A 20,444-nucleotide genomic window follows, 5' to 3' on the forward strand; every position below is an offset into this window, starting at 1 on the left:
GCCGCCCGCCGCCCGCGCCTCGCCGCCCGCCACGGGCCTCGCGCCGCCCACCACCCGCGACTCGCCGCCACGCTCCCCGCGCCCCTTTCGCGGCGCCAGCGCGGCCGCCGCGGCGACGATCGCCGCGACCAGGACGGGCGTACCCGCCGGGACAAGCGGGACCGCGACCAGCGCGGTCACCGCCGCCAGCGCGGCGATCGCCTGCGGTTCGCGGGTCTTCAGGCGGGGCGCCAGCAGGGCGAGGAACGCCGCCGGCGCCGCCGCGTCGAGCCCGAACGCGTTGGGGTCGGAGATCGCGTTGCCCGCGAGGGCGCCGATCAGGGTCGTGAGGTTCCAGAATGCGAACACGGCGACGCCCGCCGACCAGAAGCCGAGGCGGATGTCGTCGGGGGTGTCGCGGACCGCCATTGCCGCGCTCTCGTCGATGACCAGGTGCGCCGCCAGCGGGCGCGGGCGCAGGTACGGCGCGAGCCGCAACCCGTAGAGCGCGTTGCGGGCGCCGAGGAGCAGAGCGGTCGCGACCGCCGCGGCCGCTCCCCCGCCGATCAGCCCCACGAACGCGAACTGCGACGCGCCCGTGAACATCAGCAGCGACATCGCGCACGCCTGCGGCACCGACAGGCCCGAGGCCGTCGCCAGCGCGCCGAACGACAGGCCCAGCGCGCCCACCGCGACGCCGATTCCAAGTGCATCACGGATGATCGGTCGCATCGGAACGGCAGACTAGAGCGATCTGCGAGGCATTTCCCACCGAATCACGGCGTCGATTCCGACTCATGTAGCATTTCGTGCCGTGGATTCCGTCGATCACGCAATCTTGTCCCAACTCCAGGATGACGGCCGCCTCTCGAACGTCGAATTGGCCGAGCGGGTGCGCCTCAGCCCGTCGGCGACGTTGCGGCGGGTCCGGGCCCTCGAGACCTCGGGCGCGATCGCCGGCTACCACGCGGTGATCGATCCGAAGGCGGTCGGCCGCGGCTACGAGGTGACCGTCCACGCGACGCTGATGTTGCGCAACCGCGAGACGATCGAGGCGTTCGAAGCGGCGCTCGTCCCGCTCACGGAGGTCGTCGAGGCGCAGCGGATGTTCGGCGACCCGGACTACCTGATCCGCGTCGCGGTCGCCGACGCGGACGCCTACGAGCACTTCCTGATCAACACGTTCGCCGACCTTCCCGGCCTCGCCCGCATGACGTCGCAGTTCGCGATGAAGACGCTCAAGGCCGGCGGGAGACTCCCGCTGTGACGATCCGCCACGTGCTCGCGCATGAGGGCGACCGGCTGCGAGCGATCCGGCTGCACGCGCTGCAGGTCGACCCGGCCGGGTTCAGCAGCACGTATGAGCGCGAGGCGGCGCTGCCGGAGGAGTGGTGGACGTCGCGAGCGGCGCTCTCGGAGGCGGGTGAGGAGCAGCGCATGTTCGTCGTCGTCGACGATGCAGACCGCTGGCTCGGCACCGCGCTGGCGCGCCGCGACGATCGTGGCGAAGCCGTCCTGAACGCGATGTGGGTCGCGCCCGAGGCCCGCGGACAGGGCGCGGCGCGAGCGCTCTGCGACGCCTGCGCGACCTGGGCGGCCGAGCGCGGGTTCGCCACCCTCGAGGTCGAGGTGTTCGAGGACAACGCCGCGGGGCGCCGCGTCTACGAGTCCGCGGGCTTCCTCGCCCACGGCGCGAACGGACGCCTCCTGATCCTGCGCCGCCCGCTCTAAGCCTGGATCCACCGATTCTCGCGGCGCCTCGCGGCCGTGGACGGCGCTCCTCGCCGATCAGCGGTGCCCACGACCACGAGTCATCCACGATCGATCGGTGGTCCAGGCTAAGCCGTCGCGGCGGAGAGCGGTGCGACGAGCTGCGCGACGATCGCCTGGACGCGGCCGTTGAGCGCGGCGACGTTCATCCCCACGACGCTCGCGATCTCCCGGGGCGACGTGCCGGCCAGCCGCATGGCGAAGATCGGGCGGTCGCGCGGCTCCAGCCGCGCCGCGGCCCGTGCGCGGGCGCGCAGCGACACCGCCGGGAGCACCCGCTCGCCGCGCATCGCGCGCAGCAGCTCGACCGTGTCGGCCGCCTTGTCGATCACTCCGTCGGCGCCCGCGATCTCCGCCGCCAACAGGAACTCCGGCGACGGCTCGGCGACGTAGAGCAGCACCCGCGTGCGCGGCGCCTCGCGCCGCACGAGGCGGACCACCTCGAGCTGGTCGACGATCAGCACATCCGGGTCCGTGCGGTAGAGCAGCGGGACCACCTCGCGCACGGTGGCGACGCCGCCGGCGCAAGCGATCCCCGGCTCGGCGTCGAAGAGGGCACGCAGGCCTGCGCGGACGGCGGCGTGGCGGTCGAGAACGGCTACTCGGGTCATGTCGAAGTCCAGTGTCACTCGGGCGAGCGCAAACGGTGCTCGTGGCTCCTGGCGAACGACCCTCGGGTCTTCCCCACCCCCCGGAGGTGGAAGCGACACCACAAGACACGTGCAACCGCGATGTATCAAACGACCCTTGGTGCCGATCATGTTGGTTATCCGCCGATCACGCTCACAACTCCCTCCGCTGATCGGCGTCGTCACGCACGAGCTCCGAGCCGAGCCCACGCCCTCGTGGGCGCCCGCCGCAGGCCGCTCCGAGCGTGACATGAACCCGCCTCGCCTGTCGTTGCGGCTGAGCTACACGCAGGCCGTACAGGAGGCGGGCGCGATCGCGGTCGTCCTCCCCGCCCACGGCTTCATCGACGACATCGCGCCGCTGCTGGACCGCATGGACGGCCTGCTCTTCAGCGGCGGCCCCGACCTCGATCCCGCCACCTACGGCCAGGAGCGCCACGCCGCGCTCGGTCCCGACACCGACCGCGTGTCCGACGAGTACGAGCTCGAGCTGCTGCGGCAGGCCACCGCCCGCGACCTCCCGGTCCTCGGCATCTGCCGCGGGATGCAGGCGCTCAACGTCGTGCGCGGGGGGACGCTGCACCAGCACCTTCCGGACCACACGCAGCTGGTCCACCGTCAGGCGCAGGACCCGCACGTGACGACCCACTCCGTCAGCGTCAGCCCCGGCTCGCCGCTGCACCGCCTCACCCGCCGCCGCGGCCTCGAGGTCAACAGCTTCCACCACCAGGGGATCGATCAGCTCGGCGAGCGGCTGGTCCCCTGCGCCCACGCGCCGGACGGGATGATCGAGGCGGTCTACGACCCCGCGCTGCGCTTCTGCCTCGCCGTCCAGTGGCACGCCGAGCTCCTCACCCACCGCGCCGAGCACGCACCCGTGCTGCGCGAGCTGGTCGCCGCGGCGGTGCACCCGGCGGCGACGCCGCTGCGCGCCGTCGGCTGAGCGGACGGAATGCGAACGCCCACCGCGGCGTCTGTTCTAAGCATGTCCTCCGAAATCAATCGCCTGATCGCTGAAGGCGTCATCAAGCTCGCTCCCCTCCGCGCCCGCAGCCACGCCGACACCGCGCGTGTCCGCGCGGCGCTCGCTAACCGCTGAGGTCCGCCATGCGGCGCGGCACGACCCGGTCGTGCCGCGCCAGCACCCCCAGCAGCTCACTCGCGCGGGTCATGTCCTCCGCCTCCATCACGCCGTGGTGGAACATCACGCCGACCGGGCCACCGGCCCGAACGTGAGCGGCGAACCGCAGGTCCAGCTCGTCCGGCATGAGCCGCGCGACGTCGAGATGCACCGATAGCTCGGGTAGGAGTCCGAGCGGCTCGGCGCGGTGCTCGCGCGAGAGCAGCGTGAAGCCCAGCTCGACCAACGCCTCGCCCGTGTCGCGGGTGCAGCGGTTCCAAGGCGGCGTGAAGAAGGGGTCGACGCGCTCCCCCAGCAGTGCGCGCAGCCGCTCCTGCCCCGCGGCGATGTCGGCGCGCTGCGCAGCGAACCCACGCGCGTCGCCGAACTCGCACCTGCGCCCCTCGACCTGGTGGTTGGTGTGCGCGTAGCCGTGCTGATGCAGACCGGCGTGGCGGTCGAGCAGCAGCGCGGCAAGCCGATCATCCAGCGCGGCCGGGATGACCGCGAGGTCGAGCGGAAGGCCGTGCTCGGCGAAGCGGGCGATCAGCTCGAGGAGGCGCTCGTCCTCCCAGCCGGCGTCGTCGTCGCGGAAGAAGACCTCGACCGGCTGAGCGGTTTCGTCGAGCGAAAGTAAAAGATTCCTCAAGAGCGTGACGTTGGGCGGCGTGGACTTGTCACCCGATTGTGAACGGGTCCGTCGCCTACATCCTGATGGGGTTCCCGCGGGTCTCCGAGACGTTCATCGCGTCGGAGATCCTGCGCGTCGAGCGGGCAGGCGTGCCGCTGCGGCTGTATGTCATCAAACCGGTCGAGGAACGTGAGCAGGGCCACGACCACCCGGTCCTCGACGCAATCGCGGCAGCGCCGGAGTACCTACCGGATCCGAAGGGGCTGACGAAGCCGCTGCACCTCTGGCGCTACGCGGACGTGCGCGAGTTCCTGCCCGCGCTGGGCCGGTGCATCCGCAGGCGCCCGCACGGGGTCGCACGCGCAGCGAGGACCGCGGTCGCGCAGGCCTTCCGCGATCGAAGGACACCGACGAGCGGCCCGCGCAAGATCTACATCAAGGAGCTCGTCCAGGCGATCACGCTCGCCGACCGCCTGCATCCCGACGTGCGCCACCTGCACGCGCACTTCGCCCACGGGACCACGACGATCACCTGGCTCGCGGCGTGCATCACCGGGCTGCCGTTCAGCTTCACCGGCCACGCGCGCGACATCTACGCGCCCGAGCTGAACCCGAAGGGCTGGCTGCGGCGCAAGCTCAACGCCGCCCGGTTCGTCGTGACGTGCACCGAGGCCAACGTCCGCCACCTCCGCGCCATCGCCCCCAAGGCGCGCGTGCACCTCGTCTATCACGGCCTCTCGGCCGACTTCACGAACCTGCTGCGGGAGACCAACGGCCACGGCGTCCACTCCAACGGCCGGCTGCGCATCCTCGGCGTCGGCCGGCTCGTCGCCAAGAAGGGCTTCGACGTGCTGGTCGACGCCTGCGCGGTGCTCGAGCAGCGTGGCATCGCGTTCGACGCGCTGATCGTGGGCCAGGACGACAAGGACGGCGACGCGCTGCGAGCGAAGATCGCCCAGCTCGGCTCGCCCGTCCGGCTCCCCGGTCCGCTCGGCCCCGCGGACCTGTTGACCGAGTACCGCCGCGCCGGCGCGCTGTGCATGCCGTGCCGCCTGCTGCCCTCCGACCGCGACGGCATCCCCAACGTCCTCGTCGAGGCGATGGCCGCGGGCGCGCCCGTCGTCGCGACCAACGTCTCCGGCATCCCCGAGCTCGTCGAGCACGAGGTCAACGGGCTGCTGGTCGAGCCCGACGATCCGCACGCGCTCGCCGACGCGCTCGTCCGCCTGCACGACGACGCGGAGCTCACCCGCCGGATCACGGCGAACGGCCGCGAAACCGTCAAAGCGCGCTTCGACGGCGACCGCCTCGCCCAAGAGCTCGCCGACCTGTTCCGGGAGGTGCTGTGACCCTCTGCGCCGTCACCCGCCCGCGCCCCGTGCTCTGCCTCATCGAGCACGAGCACCGCGACCGCGCCCTGGCCGACGCGATCACCCGCGGCCGCTTCAGCTTCGCGGGCGAGTCGCGTGACCTGGGCCTCGAGCCCGACTGGCTGCACTCGGCGCTCCCCGCTGACGAGGAGTGGCGGATCGACTGGGTCAAGTTCTATTACGGGCTCGACCTCGCCGACGCTTTCCGGGCCACCGGCGACCGCCGCTACCTCGACGCGTGGGAGCGGCTCGTGGCGAGCTTCATCGTCCAGGTCCCGCCGGACCACGACCCGAGCGACGTCACCGCCCGCCGCATCCTCAACTGGCTCTACGCCTGGCAGCGGCTGCCGGAGTGCGGCGAGACCGTCGCCCAGGCACTGGTCGAGAGCCTCCGCGAGCAGGCGCTGCACGTCCGCGAGACGCTGACGCCGGAGCGCAACCACCGCACGCTCGAGCTCTACGCGCTGCTGCTCACTTCACTGGCGCTGCCGGGCCTGGTGCCCGGCCTGCGGGAGCTCGCCACGCACGAGCTGCACGCCAACCTGCTCGCCGACTTCGGCCCTGACGGCGTGCATCGCGAGCGCAGCACGCATTACCACATGATCGCCCTGCGCTCGTTCGTCGGCGCGCGCGAGAACTGCCGCCGCTTCGGCGTGGCGCTGCCCGCGACGTTCGACGAGCGGCTGAGCCGCGCCTGCGACTTCGCCCTGCACATGCGGCGCCCGGACGGCACGATCCCGGCGCTGTCCGACAGTGACACGGGTGACTACGGCGAGCTGCTCGACCTCGCGGCGCGGCTGCTGGAGCGGCCGGAACTCGCACAGCCGCCGTCCGGCCACGCGAGCTTCATCGACGGCGGCTACTTCGTCCAGCGCGCGGGCTCGCTGTACCTGATCCTCGACTGCGGCCCGCTGGGGGATGGCGGCCACGGCCACTACGACGCGCTGAGCATCGAGGCGTGGGCGGGAGACACACCGCTCGTGCTGGACCCGGGCCGCTTCACGTACGCCGAAGGCGAGCCGAACCTGCGCCACTGGTTCCGCGGCACCGCCGCCCACAACACCGTGACCGTCGACGGCCGCGACCAGACGCCCTACGCCCGCTCGCGTTCCTCGCTGCCGAGCGCCCGCGCGCAGTTCCTCGGCCGCGACACCCGCGACGGCCTCGACGTCCTCTACGGCGAGGTCCGCTCCCCGGTCTACGAGGCGGTCCACCGGCGGCGGGTGATCCTCGTCGACGGCGCCTACTGGCTGATCGAGGACGTGCTGCGCGGTGAGCGCCGCCACCGCTACGACCTGCGCTTCCACCTCGCGCCGCGCCACGTGAGCTGCACGCTGCACGTCAAGGGCGCGCGCGGGCTGGCGCTCGAGGACGGCTGGATCTCGTCCCGCTACGGCGAGCGCCGGCGCGCGCCGGTGGTGAGCGCGGTCACGGTCGGCGAGCACGCCCGGTTCGTCACGTTGCTCGCCCCCGACACGCGGGTGCTCGAGCTCGAGGGCGATGTCGCCCGCGTCGGCAAGGACACGATCGTGCTGGGCGAGCGGGTGACGCGGCGATGATCCCCGATCCCGCCGTCCCGCGCCGCGACGCCCTCCTGCGCCCCGAGACGATGGCCGGCGTCATCTCCCAGCGCCTGCTCGGCGGCGTGCCGGTCGAGCGCTGCGAGCGCGTCTACGTGAAGTACCGCGTGGGCGAGAGCCTCCGCGCGGTCTACCGCTACGACGGCGCCCACGTCGCCGCCCGCACCGGCAAGCGCGACGGCATCGCCGCGCCCGAGGTCGGCGCCGCGCTCTACCCCTTCCCGCACGACCGCAAGCTGGACCTCGCCGCGGTCGAGCGCGTGCTCGACGAGGGTCTTTCCCCCCACCTCGTCGCCTGGGCCGCCGAGCAGTCGGCGACCTTCGAGTGCCGCGACCCGTCGGGACGCGTGGTCGCGTACGCCAAGGTGCAGCGCGACGCTGCACCTTGGCCCGCACTCGACGCCGTCCGCGTGCCGCGGGTGCTCGCCACCGCCGACGGCCTCCTCCTGCTGGAAGCGCTGGAAGGCGAGCGGCTCGACCGCGGGGGCCAAAGAGGCCTCGCCGCGCTCGGCGCGACGCTGGCCGCCCTCCACGCCACGAACATAAAGGGGGTCAGACCCCGTTTAGGTTTGATGTTTTCGCGGCTCGACCCCACGCGGCTCTTCACGGCCGCTGAGGTGATCGGGCGGGTGCGGCCCGACGCGGCGCCCTCGGCTGAGCGGCTCCTCACCCGCCTGCTCGAGCGCAGCGAGGACGCGCACGCCGAGCCCGTGCTGATCCACGGCGACGCGAACCTTCGCAACGCGCTGTTGCAGCGCGACGGGACCGTCGCGCTGCTCGACCTCGAGGACCTGAGCGCCGGGCCCGCCGCGGCGGACCTCGGGCAGGTGCTGGCGGCGCTGCTCGTCAATCGCACGCCCCACGCGGCCCGCGCGCTGCTCGAAGGCTACGGCGACCCGCCCGACGAGGCCGCGCTGCGCTGGTACACGGCCGCGTCGATCCTCGCCCGCCAAGCGCTGCCCGCCGTCAGTCGCCACCGCCCCGACCTGCTCGCGCGGCTCACGCAGCTGCTCGACGCCGGCAACGCCCTGCTCACCCCCAACCAGGTGCCCGCATGAAGCCCGCGCTGCTCTTCTACTGCCAGCACAGCGTCGGCCTCGGGCACCTGATGCGCAGCTACGCGCTGACGGAAGCGCTGGCCGAGCGCTTCCGGGTCGTGCTGCTCGCGGGTGGGGAGCTCCCCACCGGCATCGAGCCGCCAAACGGCGTCGAGATCGTCGCCCTGCCGCCGCTCGGCGTGAGAAACGGCGCGTTCGGCAGCGGCGACCCGCGCTACACGACCGAGGCCGCGTGGGAGGTCCGCGCACGCCGCATCCAAGACGCCCTCGAGGCCACGCGACCCAGCGTCGTCCTCGTCGAGCTGTTCCCGTTCGGGCGCGCGAAGTTCGCCCGCGAGCTCGTCCCGCTCCTCACGCGAGCACGCGAACTCGGCGCCACGACCGCCTGCAGCCTCAGAGACATCCTCGTCAGCACCCGCGAGAACCAGAAGGAGCACGACGACCGCGCCGCGCGCCTCGCCAACGCGCACCTCGACCTGATCCTCGTGCACTGCGACCCGCGGTTCGCCCGCCTCGAGGAGACCTTCAAGCCGCGGATCCCGCTCAGCGTGCCGGTCCACTACACGGGCTTCGTCGCCCGCAACGGGCACGCACCAGGCGATCGCCAAGAGCACATCGTCGTCTCCGCCGGCGGCGGGCGGGTCGGGCGGCCGCTGCTCGAAGAGGCGATCAAGGCGTCCGACGGCCGCCCGATGCGCGCCATCGCCGGCCCGCTGATGCCGATCAGCGACTACGAGGCGCTCGAAGCGATCGCCCCGCCCAACGTCGAACTCGTCCGATCCGTCCCCGACCTCGCCCACGAGCTGAGCCGCGCCCGCGCCAGCATCAGCCAGTGCGGCTACAACACCGCGCTCGACGTCCTCAGGACGCGGGTCCCCGCGCTGGTCGTCCCCTACGCGACGCCTGAGGAGGACGAGCAGACCCGCCGCGCCAGGCGGCTGCAGAGCCTCGGGGTGGTCCAGGTCGCGACGCACATCAACGGCGACATCCCCGCGCTGCTGCGCTTCACCCCGAGCGCCACGACCCTCGACCTCGACGGCGCGGCGAAGACCGCCGAACTGCTGTGAACGTCCTGCGCCCGTACATCGTCAAGCAATGGCGCGCGCTGCTGGGCGCGTCGATCGGCACCGTGGTCATCGCACTCGCCGAGCTCGCCAAGCCCTGGCCGATCGCGCTGATCGTCGACCACGTAATCGGCGACCGCCACGCCCCGTTCGACGTCGACACCGGCTTCCTGCTGGCGATCGGCGCGCTGATCCTCGCGATCGCGGTCGCCGAGTCCGCCGCCACCTACTTCTCCAACCTCTGGCTGCAGAGCGCCGGCGAGCGCATCACCCACGAGCTGCGGGTCGCGATCTACGACCACCTCCAGCGCCTCAGCCTCGCCTTCCACCAGCGCACCCACAAGGGCGATCTCCTCACCCGCGTGACCGAGGACGTCAACGACATGGGCGAGCTGTTCTCAGACACCCTCGGCGAGATGCTGCAGTCCGCCCTGCTCGCCGCGGGCATGACGGTCGTGCTGCTCTACATCGACCCGGTGCTCGCGCTCGCGAGCCTGCTGACCGCGCCGCTGCTCGTCGCCGTGAGCTTCGTCTTCCGCCGCAGGGTCCGCGAGCGCGCCCGCAAGCAGCGGCGCCAGGAGGGCGATCTGGCGAGCGTGGCCAACGAGGCGCTGTCGGCGATGCAGGTCGTCAAAGCGTTCGGCGGGGAAGCGCACGAGTCCGAGCGCATCCGCGACAAGAGCGAGCAGCGCATGGGCGTCGGCGTCGAGGTCGCCCGCCTCCAGGCCCGCTTCGACGGCACCATCGGCGTCCTCCGAGCCTTCGCCACCGCCGTCGTGACCGTGTTCGGCGTCATCCGCGTGAGCAAGGGCGAGCTGAGCACGGGGGACCTGATCATCTTCGTCAGCTACACCCGCAAGGCCTCGAGCCCGATGCGCTCCTTCGCCCGCGAGGCGGCCAAGCTCACCGCCGCGCTCGCCCGCGCCGACCGCATCGCCGAGATCCTCGCCACCGACGAGGTGATCGTGGATAAGCCAGGCGGGTATTCCGGCCCGAGGGCCGCGGGCGAGATCGAGCTCGAGCACGTGACGTTCGCCTACGCCGGCGAGCGCCCCGCCCTCCAGGACGTCAGCCTCACCATCCCGAAGGGCTCGCGCCTCGCATTGACCGGCGAGTCCGGCGCCGGCAAGTCCACCCTCTCCGCCCTCGTCGCCCGCTTCTACGACCCGACGCAAGGCACAGTGCGAATCGACGGCCGCGACGCCCGCGACTGCTCCCTGCACTGGCTGCGCGACCAGATCGCCGTCGTCCTCCAGGACACCGTGCTGTTCTCGGGCACGGTCCGCGACAACATCGCCTACGGCACCGACGCCACCGACCACGACATCGTCGACGCCGCCAGGGCCGCCGCCGCCCACGCGTTCATCCAGCAGCTCCCGGACGGCTACGACACCGAGCTGGGCCCGCAGGGCACCGGCCTCTCCGGCGGGCAGCGCCAGCGGATCGGGATCGCCCGTACGCTGCTGCGCAATCCGCCCGTGATCATCCTCGACGAGCCCACCACATCGCTCGACCAGGCCAGCGAGGACCAGGTCCTCGAGGGCCTCGACCGTCTGATGCGCGGCCGTACGTGCCTGCTGATCACCCACTCACCGCGGCTCGCCCGCACCGCAGACCAGATCATCGAACTCGATCACGGACGGATCGTCCAGACGGAGGCCCCCGTTGCCTAGTGCTCTCGTCACCGGTTGCGCCGGCTTCATCGGAAGCCACCTCACCGAGTCACTGCTCGCAGACGGGTTCGACGTCCTCGGCGTGGACTGCTTCAACGACAACTACCCGCGCGCCGACAAGCTCGCCAACCTCGCCCACGCGAGCGAGCACGACCGCTTCCGCCTGATCGCCGCCGACCTCGCCGCGCTCGACGCGGAGCACCTGCTCGACGGCATCGACGTCGTCTTCCACCTCGCCGGCGAGCCCGGGGTGCGCGCCAGCTGGGGCCCGCGCTTCGACCGCTACACCCACCACAACGTCCAGGCCACGCAGCACCTGCTCGAGGCGGCGCGCACACACGCCCCGAAGTTCGTCTACGCGTCCTCGAGCTCGATCTACGGCGACGCGCTGAAGCTCCCCACGCACGAGGACGAGACCCCGCGCCCGCTCTCGCCCTACGGCGTCACCAAGCTCGCCGCCGAGCACCTGTGTGTGCTCTACGGCGAGGAGCACGGCGTCGACACCGCCGCCCTGCGGTACTTCAGCGTCTACGGCCCGCGCCAGCGCCCGGACATGGCCTTCCGTCGCTTCTGCGAGGCCATCCACGCCCACGACCCGATCGAGGTCTACGGCGACGGCCGCCAGACCCGCGATTTCACCTACGTGGGTGACGTGGTCGCCGCCACCCGCGCGGCGGGGGAGCGGGAGACCCCCAAGGGCCGCGTGTACAACATCGGCGGCGGGAACCGCACCAGCCTGCGCTGCGCGCTGGAGGTGCTCGCCGGGCTCGCCGGGCGCCCGCTCGGCGTCCGCCACCACGACCGCGAGTCCGGCGACGTGCTCGACACCGGCGCGGACACGACCCGCGCGCGGCAGGAGCTCGGGTTCGATCCGACGACCACGCTCGAGGAGGGACTCGCCGCGGAGCTGGACTGGGTCCGCGCACGCAACCGCGAAACCCCCCGGATGCAGAGCTTGACCGCTTCTTGACGAAAGCCCCACCCCGGCTTGAGGGAGCCGTCCGATATCCGGGGTGTGCCCCGCTTCAGTCCGAATCCCAATCGCCCGGACCATCTCGTCGCGTCGATCGTCGCGCTCGCCGAGCAGACCAATCGCCTCGCCCTCGAGTCCGCCCTGGAGGCCGCCCGCGCCGACAGCCTCGGCAAGGTGACGACCGTCGTCGAGCAGGTCTGCCGGCTCGCGGTCGGTGCCGGCGTCGCCGCAGGTGAGATCGCCTGGCTCGTCTCGGAGCTCCAGACCGCGCAGCCGACCGACCATCAGCTCGGCGAGGCCGCCGTCGCCGTCTCGGGCATGCAGAGCGCGATGAGCGCCGTCGCCTTCGCCGTCGGCGAGGTCGCCGACCGTGGCGGACCGACCGAGATCGCCTCCTCCGCCGAAGCGCTGCGCCGCGTCGCCGCGCAGCTCGAAGGCCTGCTGCAGCGCATTCAGCCCTGCGTCTGACCGCCTTTTAGCCGCGCGAGGCGCAGCGCGAGGTGGCAGAGCAGCCGGTCCTCGCCGTCGTGCAGGTTGACGCCCGCCACTTCCTCGATCCGGCGCAGCCGGTAGTAGAGGCCGCCACGGTGCAGCGAGAGCGCCGCCGCCGTGCGCTTCACGTCCCCCGCGTGATCGAGGTAGGCCTCGAGCGTCCGCACGAGCGCCTGATCGCCGGCCAGCAGCCGGCGCAGCCCGTCGGGGAGATCCTCCAGCGCGGCGTCCGGGAGCGCCGTGACCACGCGCTCGACGCCCAGCAGGTCCCAGCTCGCGGTGCCTGACTCCGAGTGGGCGGCCACACGCAACGCCGCCAGGGCACGGCGGTAGGACGTGGGCAGCTCGTAGAGATCCTCCACGGCCTCGCCCTGACCCACCAGCGCGCTCGGCGCGCTGAGCGTCCCGAGCGCCTCCATCACCGCGTTGCCGGCCAGCCCGCGCACGCCCGCCAGGCAGACCAGCCGGCCGTCGAGCTCGGCGCAGATCGCCTGCTTGGCCGCCAGCCGCGCGCGCAGCCGGTCCAGCGCCTCGGCGCTCCACTCGTCCCCCGCCGGCCCGGCGGGCGCCGCGACCCACACGCACACCGGCCGCAGCGGCAGGTAGTGCTCGGCCTCGAGCGTCGTCGCCGCGGCCTCGACCTCGCGCGGCTCGCCGCTGAGCAGCGCGACGACGAGCTGCTGCTCGTGGCGGCGGCGCAGGAGCTGGGCGTCGGCGTCGGGACCCACCAGCGCGGCCGCCTCGGCCGCCGCGGCGCGTGCGAGGCGGAGATCGGCCTCCGCGACCGGCGGGTCCTCGAACAGCCAGAGGTAGCCGAGCCTCCTCCCCCCACCGACGAGCGGGACGCAGACCCGCGCGCGCATGCCGATGTCCGGCCGCGCGGGGATGTGCACCGGGCCCGCAGCCGTGCGAATGCCCTCGTCGAACAGCGCCACGCGCGCGTCATCAGGCGAGTGCCGGCCGAGGATGCTCGCCGTGCGCACGTCGTCGAGTTCGCCGAATTGGCTGCTGTAGGCCAGCGGCCGCAATTCGGCGTCGTCGATCAGGACCGGTCGCCCGAGACTGAGGCTCAGCGCGTCGACGATCTCCTGGAGACCCCGGTCCACCGGTTCCTCGTCCTCATGACGTGGAACCGAACTTACTCGTTAACGGATGCGGTCGGCGCTGGGCATCGTCTCGGTCAGATGAGAGATGCCCTCGTTGAGCAGGAACTTCGGGTTGGATTCCGTCAACCGCTGGGCCTGGATCTCGCTCGCTCCGGCGCGCACGAGCGCCCGGTAGCCGAGCGGGAGCGTGCTCTCGCGGGTGCCCGGATGGGTGTCGCCGGCGAGGCAGAACGCGCGCCCGTTGCGGACGAGCCGCGCGGCGGTGTCGCGCGCCTGTGCGCCGTGCTCGCCGAGCAGCGAGGAGACGTTGACCTGCAGCAGCGCGCCGTTCTCGACGTGCGGCTCCAACCGGTCCAGCGGCCCGCGGACGCGCTCGGGGTGGGCGAGCAGGAGGCCGTAGCCGAGGCCGGTCAGCCGCTTGACCGCGGCGTCGAACACGTAGTCGAGGCCCTCGAACGGGCATTCGAGCAGCAGCCAGGCCGCGTGCTCCGGGCCCTGGGCGATCAGCGCCAACTCGCGCTCGGTCAGCTCCAGCGCGTCCTCGTCGGCGAGCTCGCCGCCGGGATGCAGGCGGACGGCGATCCCGTCCTCCTCGATCGCGCGCTGCGCGGCCTCGCGGCGGCCGGCCAGCTCGGCGATGTCGATGCGGGGGAAGTGCGCCCGCTTGATGTGCGGGGTGCAGGCGATGTCGAGCACGCCCTCGGCGTGCAGCCGGCGGGCAAACCGCCGGGTCTCCTCCATCGACTCAGCCCCGTCATCGAGGCCGGGGAGGAGATGCGAGTGGAGATCCACGTAAGTCACTCCCCTAAGTGGTAACAGCCGGTCCGGTGCGGGGAAGGCCGCTTTCACCTCATCAAAACATCTGCTAATCGGCGAAAGTCAGGTGAGTGTGACGAGGAGCACAATGATCAGGACGAGAGTGGCGCAGAGCGTGATCGTGAGCACCGTGTCGCGGCGGTGGCGGGCGCGCGTCGCCTCCACCCGCTGCAGTTCCTCGGCCAGCTGGCCCGCCGAGAGGTAGGCGCCTTCGACGGCGCGGGTGATGACGAGCTCGAGGTCGTCGCAGGGGTCGCGGGTCATCGAGGCGAGCAGGCGGGCGATCGAGGCCGACGAGGACGCGGCGGGTGGGGTGACGCCGAGGTGGGCGTCGAGACCGTCGAGGTGGGCGTCGCCGCCGGCGTCGACCCAGATCCGCTCGGGGGTGAGGGGCGGCGGGGCCGCGCCGGCCTCCTCCAGGGCGTCGACGGCGGAGGCGACCTGGCGGGCGAGCTTGACCGACGGGGTCTGGGACATCGGGCCGCGGCTGAGCAGCTCGTCGAGGCGGGTGCCGCTCGGCGCCTCGGCGACGGCGACCGCGCGGCCGTCGAGCGTGCAAATGTCGTAGACGCCGAGGAGGTTCGGGTGCTCGACGGTGCCGAGGCGGTGGGCGCGCTCGAGGAAGCGGACGGTGGCGAGCGCTCCGGGCGGCTCGCCGGCGACGTGGAGCGTCACGGTGCGGCCGTCGTGCGGCTCATGCGCCCGCAATACGGCCACGCTTGCGTCCTCGCGCTCCACGGCCTCGATCAGGTAGCCGCCGAGCTCGCCCCCGGGTTGCACGCTGCCAACCATAGGATCTCCGGATGGCTCGCATCGCCCCGGTCGACGAAACGTCGGCTCCTCCCGGCTCCCAGGAGTTGGCCGCCGCCCACGTGGCCACCGGCAGCCGGATGACGAACATGAAGTGGACGCTCGCCCACTCCCCGGTCGCGCTCGACGCGCTTTTGCAGTGGTATCCCCTGCACGACGCGATCGAGCCGGTCCTCGGTCAGCGGCGAACGTGGCTGTTCTGCCACGCGATCTCGACCGCGAGCGACTGTCTGATCTGCTCGACGTTCTTCCGGCGGCTGTTGATCGACAACGGGGAGGATCCCGCGACATTGGCCCTCGACGACTTCGACGAGCTGATCGTGGACTTCGGGCGGCGGCTGGGCACCGATCCGCACTCCGTCGACGATGCGCTGCACGCGCGCCTCGCCGAGCGCCTGGACACGGCGCAGATCGTGACGCTGACCGCGTTCGGCGCGATCATGGTCGCCACCAACGTGTTCAACGACGCGCTGGCGGTCGACCTCGACGGCTACCTGCACACCTACGCCGGATGACCGTCGCGCTGATCACGGGCGCCGCCCACGGGCAGGGCCGCGCGACCGCGCTGGCGCTCGCTGCCGATGGCTACGACGTCGTCGCCCTGGACGTCGCCAAGGCGCTCGAGTACCCGGCCTACCGGATGGGCTCATCCGGCGAGCTGGACTCGCTGCGCGACGAGGTCAAGGCGCTCGGCCGCGACTGCCTGACGTTCGTGGCCGACGTGCGTGAGGACGCCGCGGTCGGCGCCGCCGTCGCCGACGCGTTCGCGCACTTCGGCCGCATCGACGTGCTGTTCAACAACGCCGGGATCTGCGCCTATGGCCTCGCCCACGAGCTCACCGAGACCGCGTGGGACACGATGATCGACATCAACCTCAAGGGCCCGTGGATCGTCGCCCGCCACGTGATCCCGCACATGATCGAGGCGCGCGCCGGCGTGATCGTCAACAACTCCTCGATCGCCGGCCTGCGCGGGATGGGCCGGCTCTCGCACTACGCGGCCTCCAAATGGGGCCTGACCGGGCTGACCAAGTCGTGGGCGATCGAGCTCGCGCCGTACGGGATTCGCGTCGTCTCGATCCACCCGACCGGCGTCGACACGCCGCTCAACGACGGGCTGGCGGAGATGGAGGGCAAGACGCCGCGCGAGATCGCCGAGGCGTCGGCGGGCAACCTGCTGCCGGTGCCGTGGGTGGAGACGTCCGACGTCGCCGAGGCGGTGCGCTTCCTCGTCAGCGAGAAGGCGCGCTACATGACCGGCAGCGAGTTCGTGATCGACGCGGGACTGCTCACCCGCTGAGCTTGCGGACGATCTCCGCGGCCGGGAGCGCCTCGGCGAGCCGGTGCGCCTCACCCGCCCAGAGGTTGATCAGGTCCGCGTCACCCGCCTTGCGCGCGGCGGCGCGGACCGGCGACGTCGCGTGGTGGATCTCGGGATAGGCGATCGGCGCGCCGGTGTGCTCGTCCATGAAGCGGTTGTGGATGCCGCGGGCGAGCCGGCCGCTGAACGCGCGGGTGAGGCCGGTGGTGGCGCTGGTCGTCAGAGCGAGCTTGTGCGCGTCCGACGTGCCCGCCTCGGGGGCGCGCATGAACGCCGTGCCGACCTGGGCGGCGCGAGCGCCGAGCGCCAGCACCGCCTGGACGGCGGCGCGCGTCGCGATCCCGCCTGAGGCGACCAGCGGCACGTCGGCGTCGATCAGCTGCAGCAGCGCCAAGAGCGCGATCGGCTCAGCGTCGGGCCCGTCCTTCCACGCACCGCGGTGCCCGCCCGCCTCGGCGCCCTGCACGACCAGCGCGTCGGCGACATCCGCCGCCGCGTAGGCCTCCTCCGGGCACGTGACGGTCACCCAGACCTCCGCGCCGGTCGCCCGGACGCGCGAGAGCACGTCGTCGTCGGGCAGCCCGAACGTGAACGAGACGGCCGCGACCGCCGGCATCCGCTCCAGCAGCGCGAGCTTCGCCTCCCAGTCATCGTCGTCGTAGAGCGGCGCGCCGACCTGCAGCCCCTCGGCCTCCAGGCCCGCGACGTAGGCCGCGAACACCGACGGGGGCGACGGCGGGCCCGGGACGAACAGGTTCACGCCGAACGGCCGCGATGTGAGCGCCCGCACCGCCTCGATCCGCTCCGCCAGCGCGTCCGCGCTCAGGTAGCCGGCGGCGAGAAACCCCAGCCCACCGGCCTCGGAGACGGCTGCCACGAGCTCCGGCGTCGTCGGCCCCCCGGCCATCGGAGCCAGGACGATCGGGACTCCGAGTGTGTCGAACAGCACAGGTTTATCGTTGTTAGCAGGCATTTGAATTGTCACAAGCTTGTTACTATCTCGGCGCGCCCTGCCGAAAGAATGGGTGTATCTCTCCTCCCCACTCCTCCCCAGGATCTCACCATGACCAAGCTTCTCAACGCCATCCGGCGGACATTCGGCGATGCGCCGTACTCCGAGCCCACCCCCCACTTCCATCAGGGCACGAGCGATTCGTTCCCCGAGGTGTGCTTCGAGGGCGGCTGCAGCCGCCCACACCTCCACGCCTAGGGCGTGAGCGACGGCTCGGCCGCGAGCGCGCGGTCGAGCAGCGAACGCAGCACTTCGCGCTCGCCAACGTCGAGCGCACCGAGGACGTCGTCCTCGAGCGACTCCATCGCGCGCTCGGCGGCGAGCATCGCCTTGTGGCCGGCCGGCGTCATCTTCACGATGTGGCGCCGGCGGTCCGCCGGGTCGCGCCTGCGCTCCACGTAGCCCTCGCTCTCGAGGTCGTTGAGCATCAGGACGCAGTTGTTCGGGTCCAGGTGCATGGCGATGCAGAGGTCCTGCTGACTGCGCGGGCCCTCACGCAGGTTCGACAGCGTCACGTACGCCTTCAGGCGCATTCCGAGGACGTCCTCCGTCGCGCGCTTGTAGACCAAGCGCGACAGCCGCGTCAGCAGGACGATCGAGCCGGGCGAGGGCGAAGTGGACATGTCCGTCCAGATAATAGCGGTTGCGTGATGGTCATGGACCCAATATAGTCACTAGTCCAGTGACTATCCATACTTCAGAGAGCGCCTCACGGCGCCAGTGGATGGCGTTGGTCGTGGTGTGCCTTGGGCAACTGATGATGGTCGTCGACATGACGATCGTCAACGTCGCCCTTCCCGTCATCCAGCGCGATCTGCGCTTTTCGCAAGCCGACCTCACTTGGGTGGTCGGCGCCTACCTCATCTCCTACGGGAGTTTTCTGCTGATGGCCGGACGGCTTGGCGACCTGGTCGGTCGCAAGCGGGTCTTCCTCTCCGGCGTCACCCTCTTCACGATCGCCTCCGCCCTGTGCGGCGTGGCCGACAGCCAGCTGCTGCTGATCGCCGCCCGCTTCCTCCAGGGTCTCGGCGGCGCGATCTCCACCTCCGTGATCATCGCCCTCATCGTCACCGACTTCCCGCGCCCCGACGAGCGCGTCAAGGCGATGGGCGCCTACATGTTCGTCGTCACCTCCGGCGGCTCGCTCGGCCTGCTGCTCGGTGGCGCGCTCGTCCAGTCCGTCGACTGGCACTGGATCTTCTACGTCAACCTGCCGATCGGCATCGCCGTGCTCGCACTCGGCGCGCGGCTGATCGAGAACCGTCCCGGGCTCGGCCTCAGGGGCGGCATCGATGCCACCGGCTCGGTGCTGGTGACCTCCGCGATGATGGTCGCCGTCTACGCGATCGTGACCGCGGCCGACCATGGCTGGGCGTCGGGTCATACGCTCGGCTTCGGCGGCGCCGCCGTGATCCTGCTCGCCGCGTTCGCGGCCTGGGAGTCGCGGATCGAGAACCCGATCCTCCCCTTCCGGATCCTGCGTGTGCGGACGCTGATCGGCGCGAGCGTCGTCCGCAGCTTCCTCGTCATCGGGATGTTCGGCACCTGGGTGCTCGGCACGCTCTACGTCGAGCACGTGCTCGGCTACGGCGCGTGGGACACCGGGCTGGCGTTCCTGCCGATGACGCTGACCGTCGGCGCGCTGTCGCTGGGCACCACCGCGAAGGTGATGGCACGGCTCGGGCCGGAGCGCACCGTCGTCCTCGGCATGTCCTTCGTCGTCGCCGCGCTGCTCCTGCTGACGCACGCGGGTGAGGGTGCGTCGTACTTCCCCGAGCTGTTCATCCCGTTCGCCCTGATGGGCCTCGGGATGGGCACGGCGATGCTGCCGCTGCTGACGATCGCCATGAGCGGGGTGCCGGAGCAGGATGCCGGCCTGGGCTCGGGCATCGTCAATGTCTCGATGCAGCTCGCAGGGGCGCTCGGGATCGCGGTCCTCGGCACTCTCGCCGCCTCACGCACCGGCTCGCTCGCCGCCGACGGTGCGAGCAACGCCGCTGCCCTGACCGGCGGCTATCACCTGGCGTTCGAGCTTGCCGCCGGCGCGGTCGTGGTCGGCATCGCACTCGCGCTGACCGTCCTGCGGGTCCCGGCGCGCGTGCAAGCGCGCGGCGCGGGCTCAGAGGTCGCCGTCGAGGTCTGACCAGCGGGGCGGGTCCGCCCCGGCGCGCTCGCAGGTGCGGGCGGCGACGACACACGCGAACGTCGTCGCCGCCCGCACCGTGTCCGCGTCTTCGAGCGCGGCGCGGTCCAGGCCCTTGCTCTGCCAGTAGGCGAGGAAGCCGCCGCCGAACGAGTCGCCGGCGCCGATCGTGTCGACGACCTCGATCCGCGGCGCCGCGACGGTCGTCTCCCCGCTGGCGGTGACGATCATCGCGCCGTCGCCGCCGAGCGTCACGAGGGCGACCCGCGGGCCGTCCTCGAGCAGGTTGCGCGCGGCGCGGATCGGGTCCACGCCCGGCTCCAGGTACTCGAGGTCGTCGTTTGAGACCTTGACGACGTGGGCGAAGCGCAGCGTCGCCGCGAGGCTGCGGCGATAGGTCCCGCGATCGGGGATGAACGTCGGCCGGCAATTGGGGTCGACCATGATCAGCGCGCGCTCGGCGACGGCCTCGACGACCGCCTGCAGCGCCAGCGCCGTCGGCTCCATCACGAGCCCCAGCGTGCCGACGTGCAGGAAGTCCACCGTCTCCGGCAGCGCGGCCAGCGCCGCGTCGGGCTCCAGAGCGGGAGCGCTCGTCCCTTCGCTGTAGAAGCGATAGGTCGCCGCGCCGCGCTCGTCGAGCTCGGCCAGCGCGAGCGTGGTCGGCAGCGGCGTCTCGACCACCGTGTCGAGCTTGACGCCGTCCTCGATCAGCTGGGCGCGCAGCCGCGCGCCGAACCCGTCGTCGGAGATGCAGCCGAGGTAGTGGACGTCCTGCTCCAGACGCCCCAGCGTGCGCGCGGTCGTGTACGGGCCGCCTCCGGCATGCGCCCGCAACTCGCCCGCCGCTTGCGGCACGAGATCGATCAGCGCCTCGCCCCCGACCACGATCGTCAT

Annotated in this window: 23 protein-coding genes; 14 read left to right on the forward strand and 9 right to left on the reverse strand. The window is 72.0% G+C overall.

Annotated features, from left to right (window positions below):
- A partial coding sequence (locus OM076_RS35050; protein ID WP_270044822.1) for an AzlC family ABC transporter permease occupies positions 1-711 on the reverse strand: 711 nt, incomplete at its 3' end.
- A gap of 82 nt (positions 712-793) precedes the next feature.
- Here OM076_RS35050 and OM076_RS35055 point away from each other — a divergent pair.
- Together OM076_RS35055 and OM076_RS35060 are read left to right on the forward strand one after the other, a co-directional pair.
- Complete coding sequence (locus OM076_RS35055) at positions 794-1,246, forward strand: Lrp/AsnC family transcriptional regulator (RefSeq protein ID WP_270044824.1); 453 nt, start codon at positions 794-796, stop codon at positions 1,244-1,246.
- Entirely contained in the window at positions 1,243-1,710 is a 468-nt protein-coding gene (locus OM076_RS35060; RefSeq protein ID WP_270044825.1) for a GNAT family N-acetyltransferase, read from the forward strand. Before OM076_RS35055 ends, OM076_RS35060 begins: the two co-directional genes overlap by 4 nt.
- 107 nt (positions 1,711-1,817) lie before the next feature.
- Here OM076_RS35060 and OM076_RS35065 read toward each other — a convergent pair whose 3' ends face one another.
- Positions 1,818-2,360: a response regulator gene (locus OM076_RS35065; RefSeq protein WP_270044826.1), complete on the reverse strand. Its 543-nt coding sequence runs from the start codon at positions 2,358-2,360 to the stop codon at positions 1,818-1,820.
- 268 nt (positions 2,361-2,628) lie between these two features.
- On the opposite strand from OM076_RS35065, the gene OM076_RS35070 reads away from it, so the two are divergent.
- On the forward strand, positions 2,629-3,321 hold the full coding sequence (locus OM076_RS35070) for a gamma-glutamyl-gamma-aminobutyrate hydrolase family protein (RefSeq protein WP_270044827.1): 693 nt from the start codon (positions 2,629-2,631) through the stop codon (positions 3,319-3,321).
- A 145-nt stretch (positions 3,322-3,466) separates the two neighbouring features.
- Here the strand turns inward: OM076_RS35070 and OM076_RS35075 are convergent, their stop codons facing one another.
- A complete protein-coding gene (locus tag OM076_RS35075) occupies positions 3,467-4,147 on the reverse strand; it encodes a polysaccharide deacetylase family protein (protein ID WP_270044828.1) in 681 nt (226 codons plus the stop codon).
- 38 nt (positions 4,148-4,185) lie between these two features.
- Here OM076_RS35075 and OM076_RS35080 point away from each other — a divergent pair, with 38 nt between their 5' ends.
- The 7 genes from OM076_RS35080 to OM076_RS35110 are packed head-to-tail and all read left to right on the forward strand — an operon-like array spanning position 4,186 to position 12,315.
- Positions 4,186-5,478 (forward strand): glycosyltransferase family 4 protein, encoded by a 1,293-nt coding sequence (locus OM076_RS35080; protein WP_270044829.1) that lies wholly within the window; start codon positions 4,186-4,188, stop codon positions 5,476-5,478.
- Positions 5,475-7,058 (forward strand): alginate lyase family protein, encoded by a 1,584-nt coding sequence (locus OM076_RS35085; RefSeq protein ID WP_270044830.1) that lies wholly within the window; start codon positions 5,475-5,477, stop codon positions 7,056-7,058. The genes OM076_RS35080 and OM076_RS35085 overlap by 4 nt, the downstream gene beginning before the upstream one ends.
- Positions 7,055-8,137, forward strand: coding sequence for a phosphotransferase family protein (locus OM076_RS35090; protein WP_270044831.1), 1,083 nt, complete (start codon positions 7,055-7,057; stop codon positions 8,135-8,137). Before OM076_RS35085 ends, OM076_RS35090 begins: the two co-directional genes overlap by 4 nt.
- Positions 8,134-9,204: a glycosyltransferase family protein gene (locus OM076_RS35095; RefSeq protein WP_270044832.1), complete on the forward strand. Its 1,071-nt coding sequence runs from the start codon at positions 8,134-8,136 to the stop codon at positions 9,202-9,204. Before OM076_RS35090 ends, OM076_RS35095 begins: the two co-directional genes overlap by 4 nt.
- Positions 9,201-10,874, forward strand: a complete 1,674-nt coding sequence (locus tag OM076_RS35100; protein WP_270044833.1) for an ABC transporter ATP-binding protein — start codon at positions 9,201-9,203, stop codon at positions 10,872-10,874. Before OM076_RS35095 ends, OM076_RS35100 begins: the two co-directional genes overlap by 4 nt.
- Positions 10,867-11,844, forward strand: a complete 978-nt coding sequence (locus OM076_RS35105) for an NAD-dependent epimerase/dehydratase family protein (protein ID WP_270044834.1) — start codon at positions 10,867-10,869, stop codon at positions 11,842-11,844. The genes OM076_RS35100 and OM076_RS35105 overlap by 8 nt, the downstream gene beginning before the upstream one ends.
- 45 nt (positions 11,845-11,889) lie before the next feature.
- Complete coding sequence (locus OM076_RS35110) at positions 11,890-12,315, forward strand: methyl-accepting chemotaxis protein (protein WP_270044835.1); 426 nt, start codon at positions 11,890-11,892, stop codon at positions 12,313-12,315.
- On the opposite strand, the gene OM076_RS35115 is transcribed toward OM076_RS35110, so the two are convergent.
- From OM076_RS35115 to OM076_RS35125, 3 genes are all read right to left on the reverse strand, one after another.
- A complete protein-coding gene (locus tag OM076_RS35115) occupies positions 12,300-13,445 on the reverse strand; it encodes a PucR family transcriptional regulator (RefSeq protein ID WP_270044836.1) in 1,146 nt (381 codons plus the stop codon). The two genes, OM076_RS35110 and OM076_RS35115, sit on opposite strands and share 16 nt — an antisense overlap.
- Positions 13,446-13,484: 39 nt before the next feature.
- Positions 13,485-14,237: a CpsB/CapC family capsule biosynthesis tyrosine phosphatase gene (locus OM076_RS35120; RefSeq protein WP_270044837.1), complete on the reverse strand. Its 753-nt coding sequence runs from the start codon at positions 14,235-14,237 to the stop codon at positions 13,485-13,487.
- 87 nt (positions 14,238-14,324) lie between these two features.
- Entirely contained in the window at positions 14,325-15,041 is a 717-nt protein-coding gene (locus tag OM076_RS35125; protein WP_270044838.1) for a protein kinase family protein, read from the reverse strand.
- Between the two features lie 23 nt (positions 15,042-15,064).
- Between OM076_RS35125 and OM076_RS35130 the strand changes: the two genes are divergently transcribed.
- Together OM076_RS35130 and OM076_RS35135 are read left to right on the forward strand one after the other, a co-directional pair.
- Positions 15,065-15,586 (forward strand): carboxymuconolactone decarboxylase family protein, encoded by a 522-nt coding sequence (locus OM076_RS35130; protein WP_270044839.1) that lies wholly within the window; start codon positions 15,065-15,067, stop codon positions 15,584-15,586.
- Positions 15,583-16,371, forward strand: a complete 789-nt coding sequence (locus OM076_RS35135; protein ID WP_270044840.1) for an SDR family NAD(P)-dependent oxidoreductase — start codon at positions 15,583-15,585, stop codon at positions 16,369-16,371. Before OM076_RS35130 ends, OM076_RS35135 begins: the two co-directional genes overlap by 4 nt.
- Here the strand turns inward: OM076_RS35135 and OM076_RS35140 are convergent.
- The gene (locus OM076_RS35140; RefSeq protein WP_270044841.1) at positions 16,361-17,341 is read right to left on the reverse strand and encodes a nitronate monooxygenase; all 981 of its coding nucleotides are present in this window, start codon (positions 17,339-17,341) and stop codon (positions 16,361-16,363) included. The genes OM076_RS35135 and OM076_RS35140 overlap by 11 nt on opposite strands.
- 114 nt (positions 17,342-17,455) lie before the next feature.
- Here OM076_RS35140 and OM076_RS35145 point away from each other — a divergent pair, with 114 nt between their 5' ends.
- Positions 17,456-17,602 carry a hypothetical protein gene (locus tag OM076_RS35145; protein WP_270044842.1) on the forward strand — a complete coding sequence of 49 codons (147 nt, stop codon included), beginning with the start codon at positions 17,456-17,458 and terminating at the stop codon, positions 17,600-17,602.
- Here OM076_RS35145 and OM076_RS35150 read toward each other — a convergent pair.
- Complete coding sequence (locus tag OM076_RS35150) at positions 17,599-18,027, reverse strand: MarR family winged helix-turn-helix transcriptional regulator (RefSeq protein ID WP_270044843.1); 429 nt, start codon at positions 18,025-18,027, stop codon at positions 17,599-17,601. The genes OM076_RS35145 and OM076_RS35150 overlap by 4 nt on opposite strands.
- 59 nt (positions 18,028-18,086) lie before the next feature.
- Between OM076_RS35150 and OM076_RS35155 the strand changes: the two genes are divergently transcribed.
- On the forward strand, positions 18,087-19,547 hold the full coding sequence (locus tag OM076_RS35155) for an MFS transporter (protein ID WP_270044844.1): 1,461 nt from the start codon (positions 18,087-18,089) through the stop codon (positions 19,545-19,547).
- Here OM076_RS35155 and OM076_RS35160 read toward each other — a convergent pair.
- Complete coding sequence (locus tag OM076_RS35160; protein WP_270044845.1) at positions 19,524-20,444, reverse strand: carbohydrate kinase family protein; 921 nt, start codon at positions 20,442-20,444, stop codon at positions 19,524-19,526. The two genes, OM076_RS35155 and OM076_RS35160, sit on opposite strands and share 24 nt — an antisense overlap.

The organism is Solirubrobacter ginsenosidimutans, assembly GCF_027587205.1.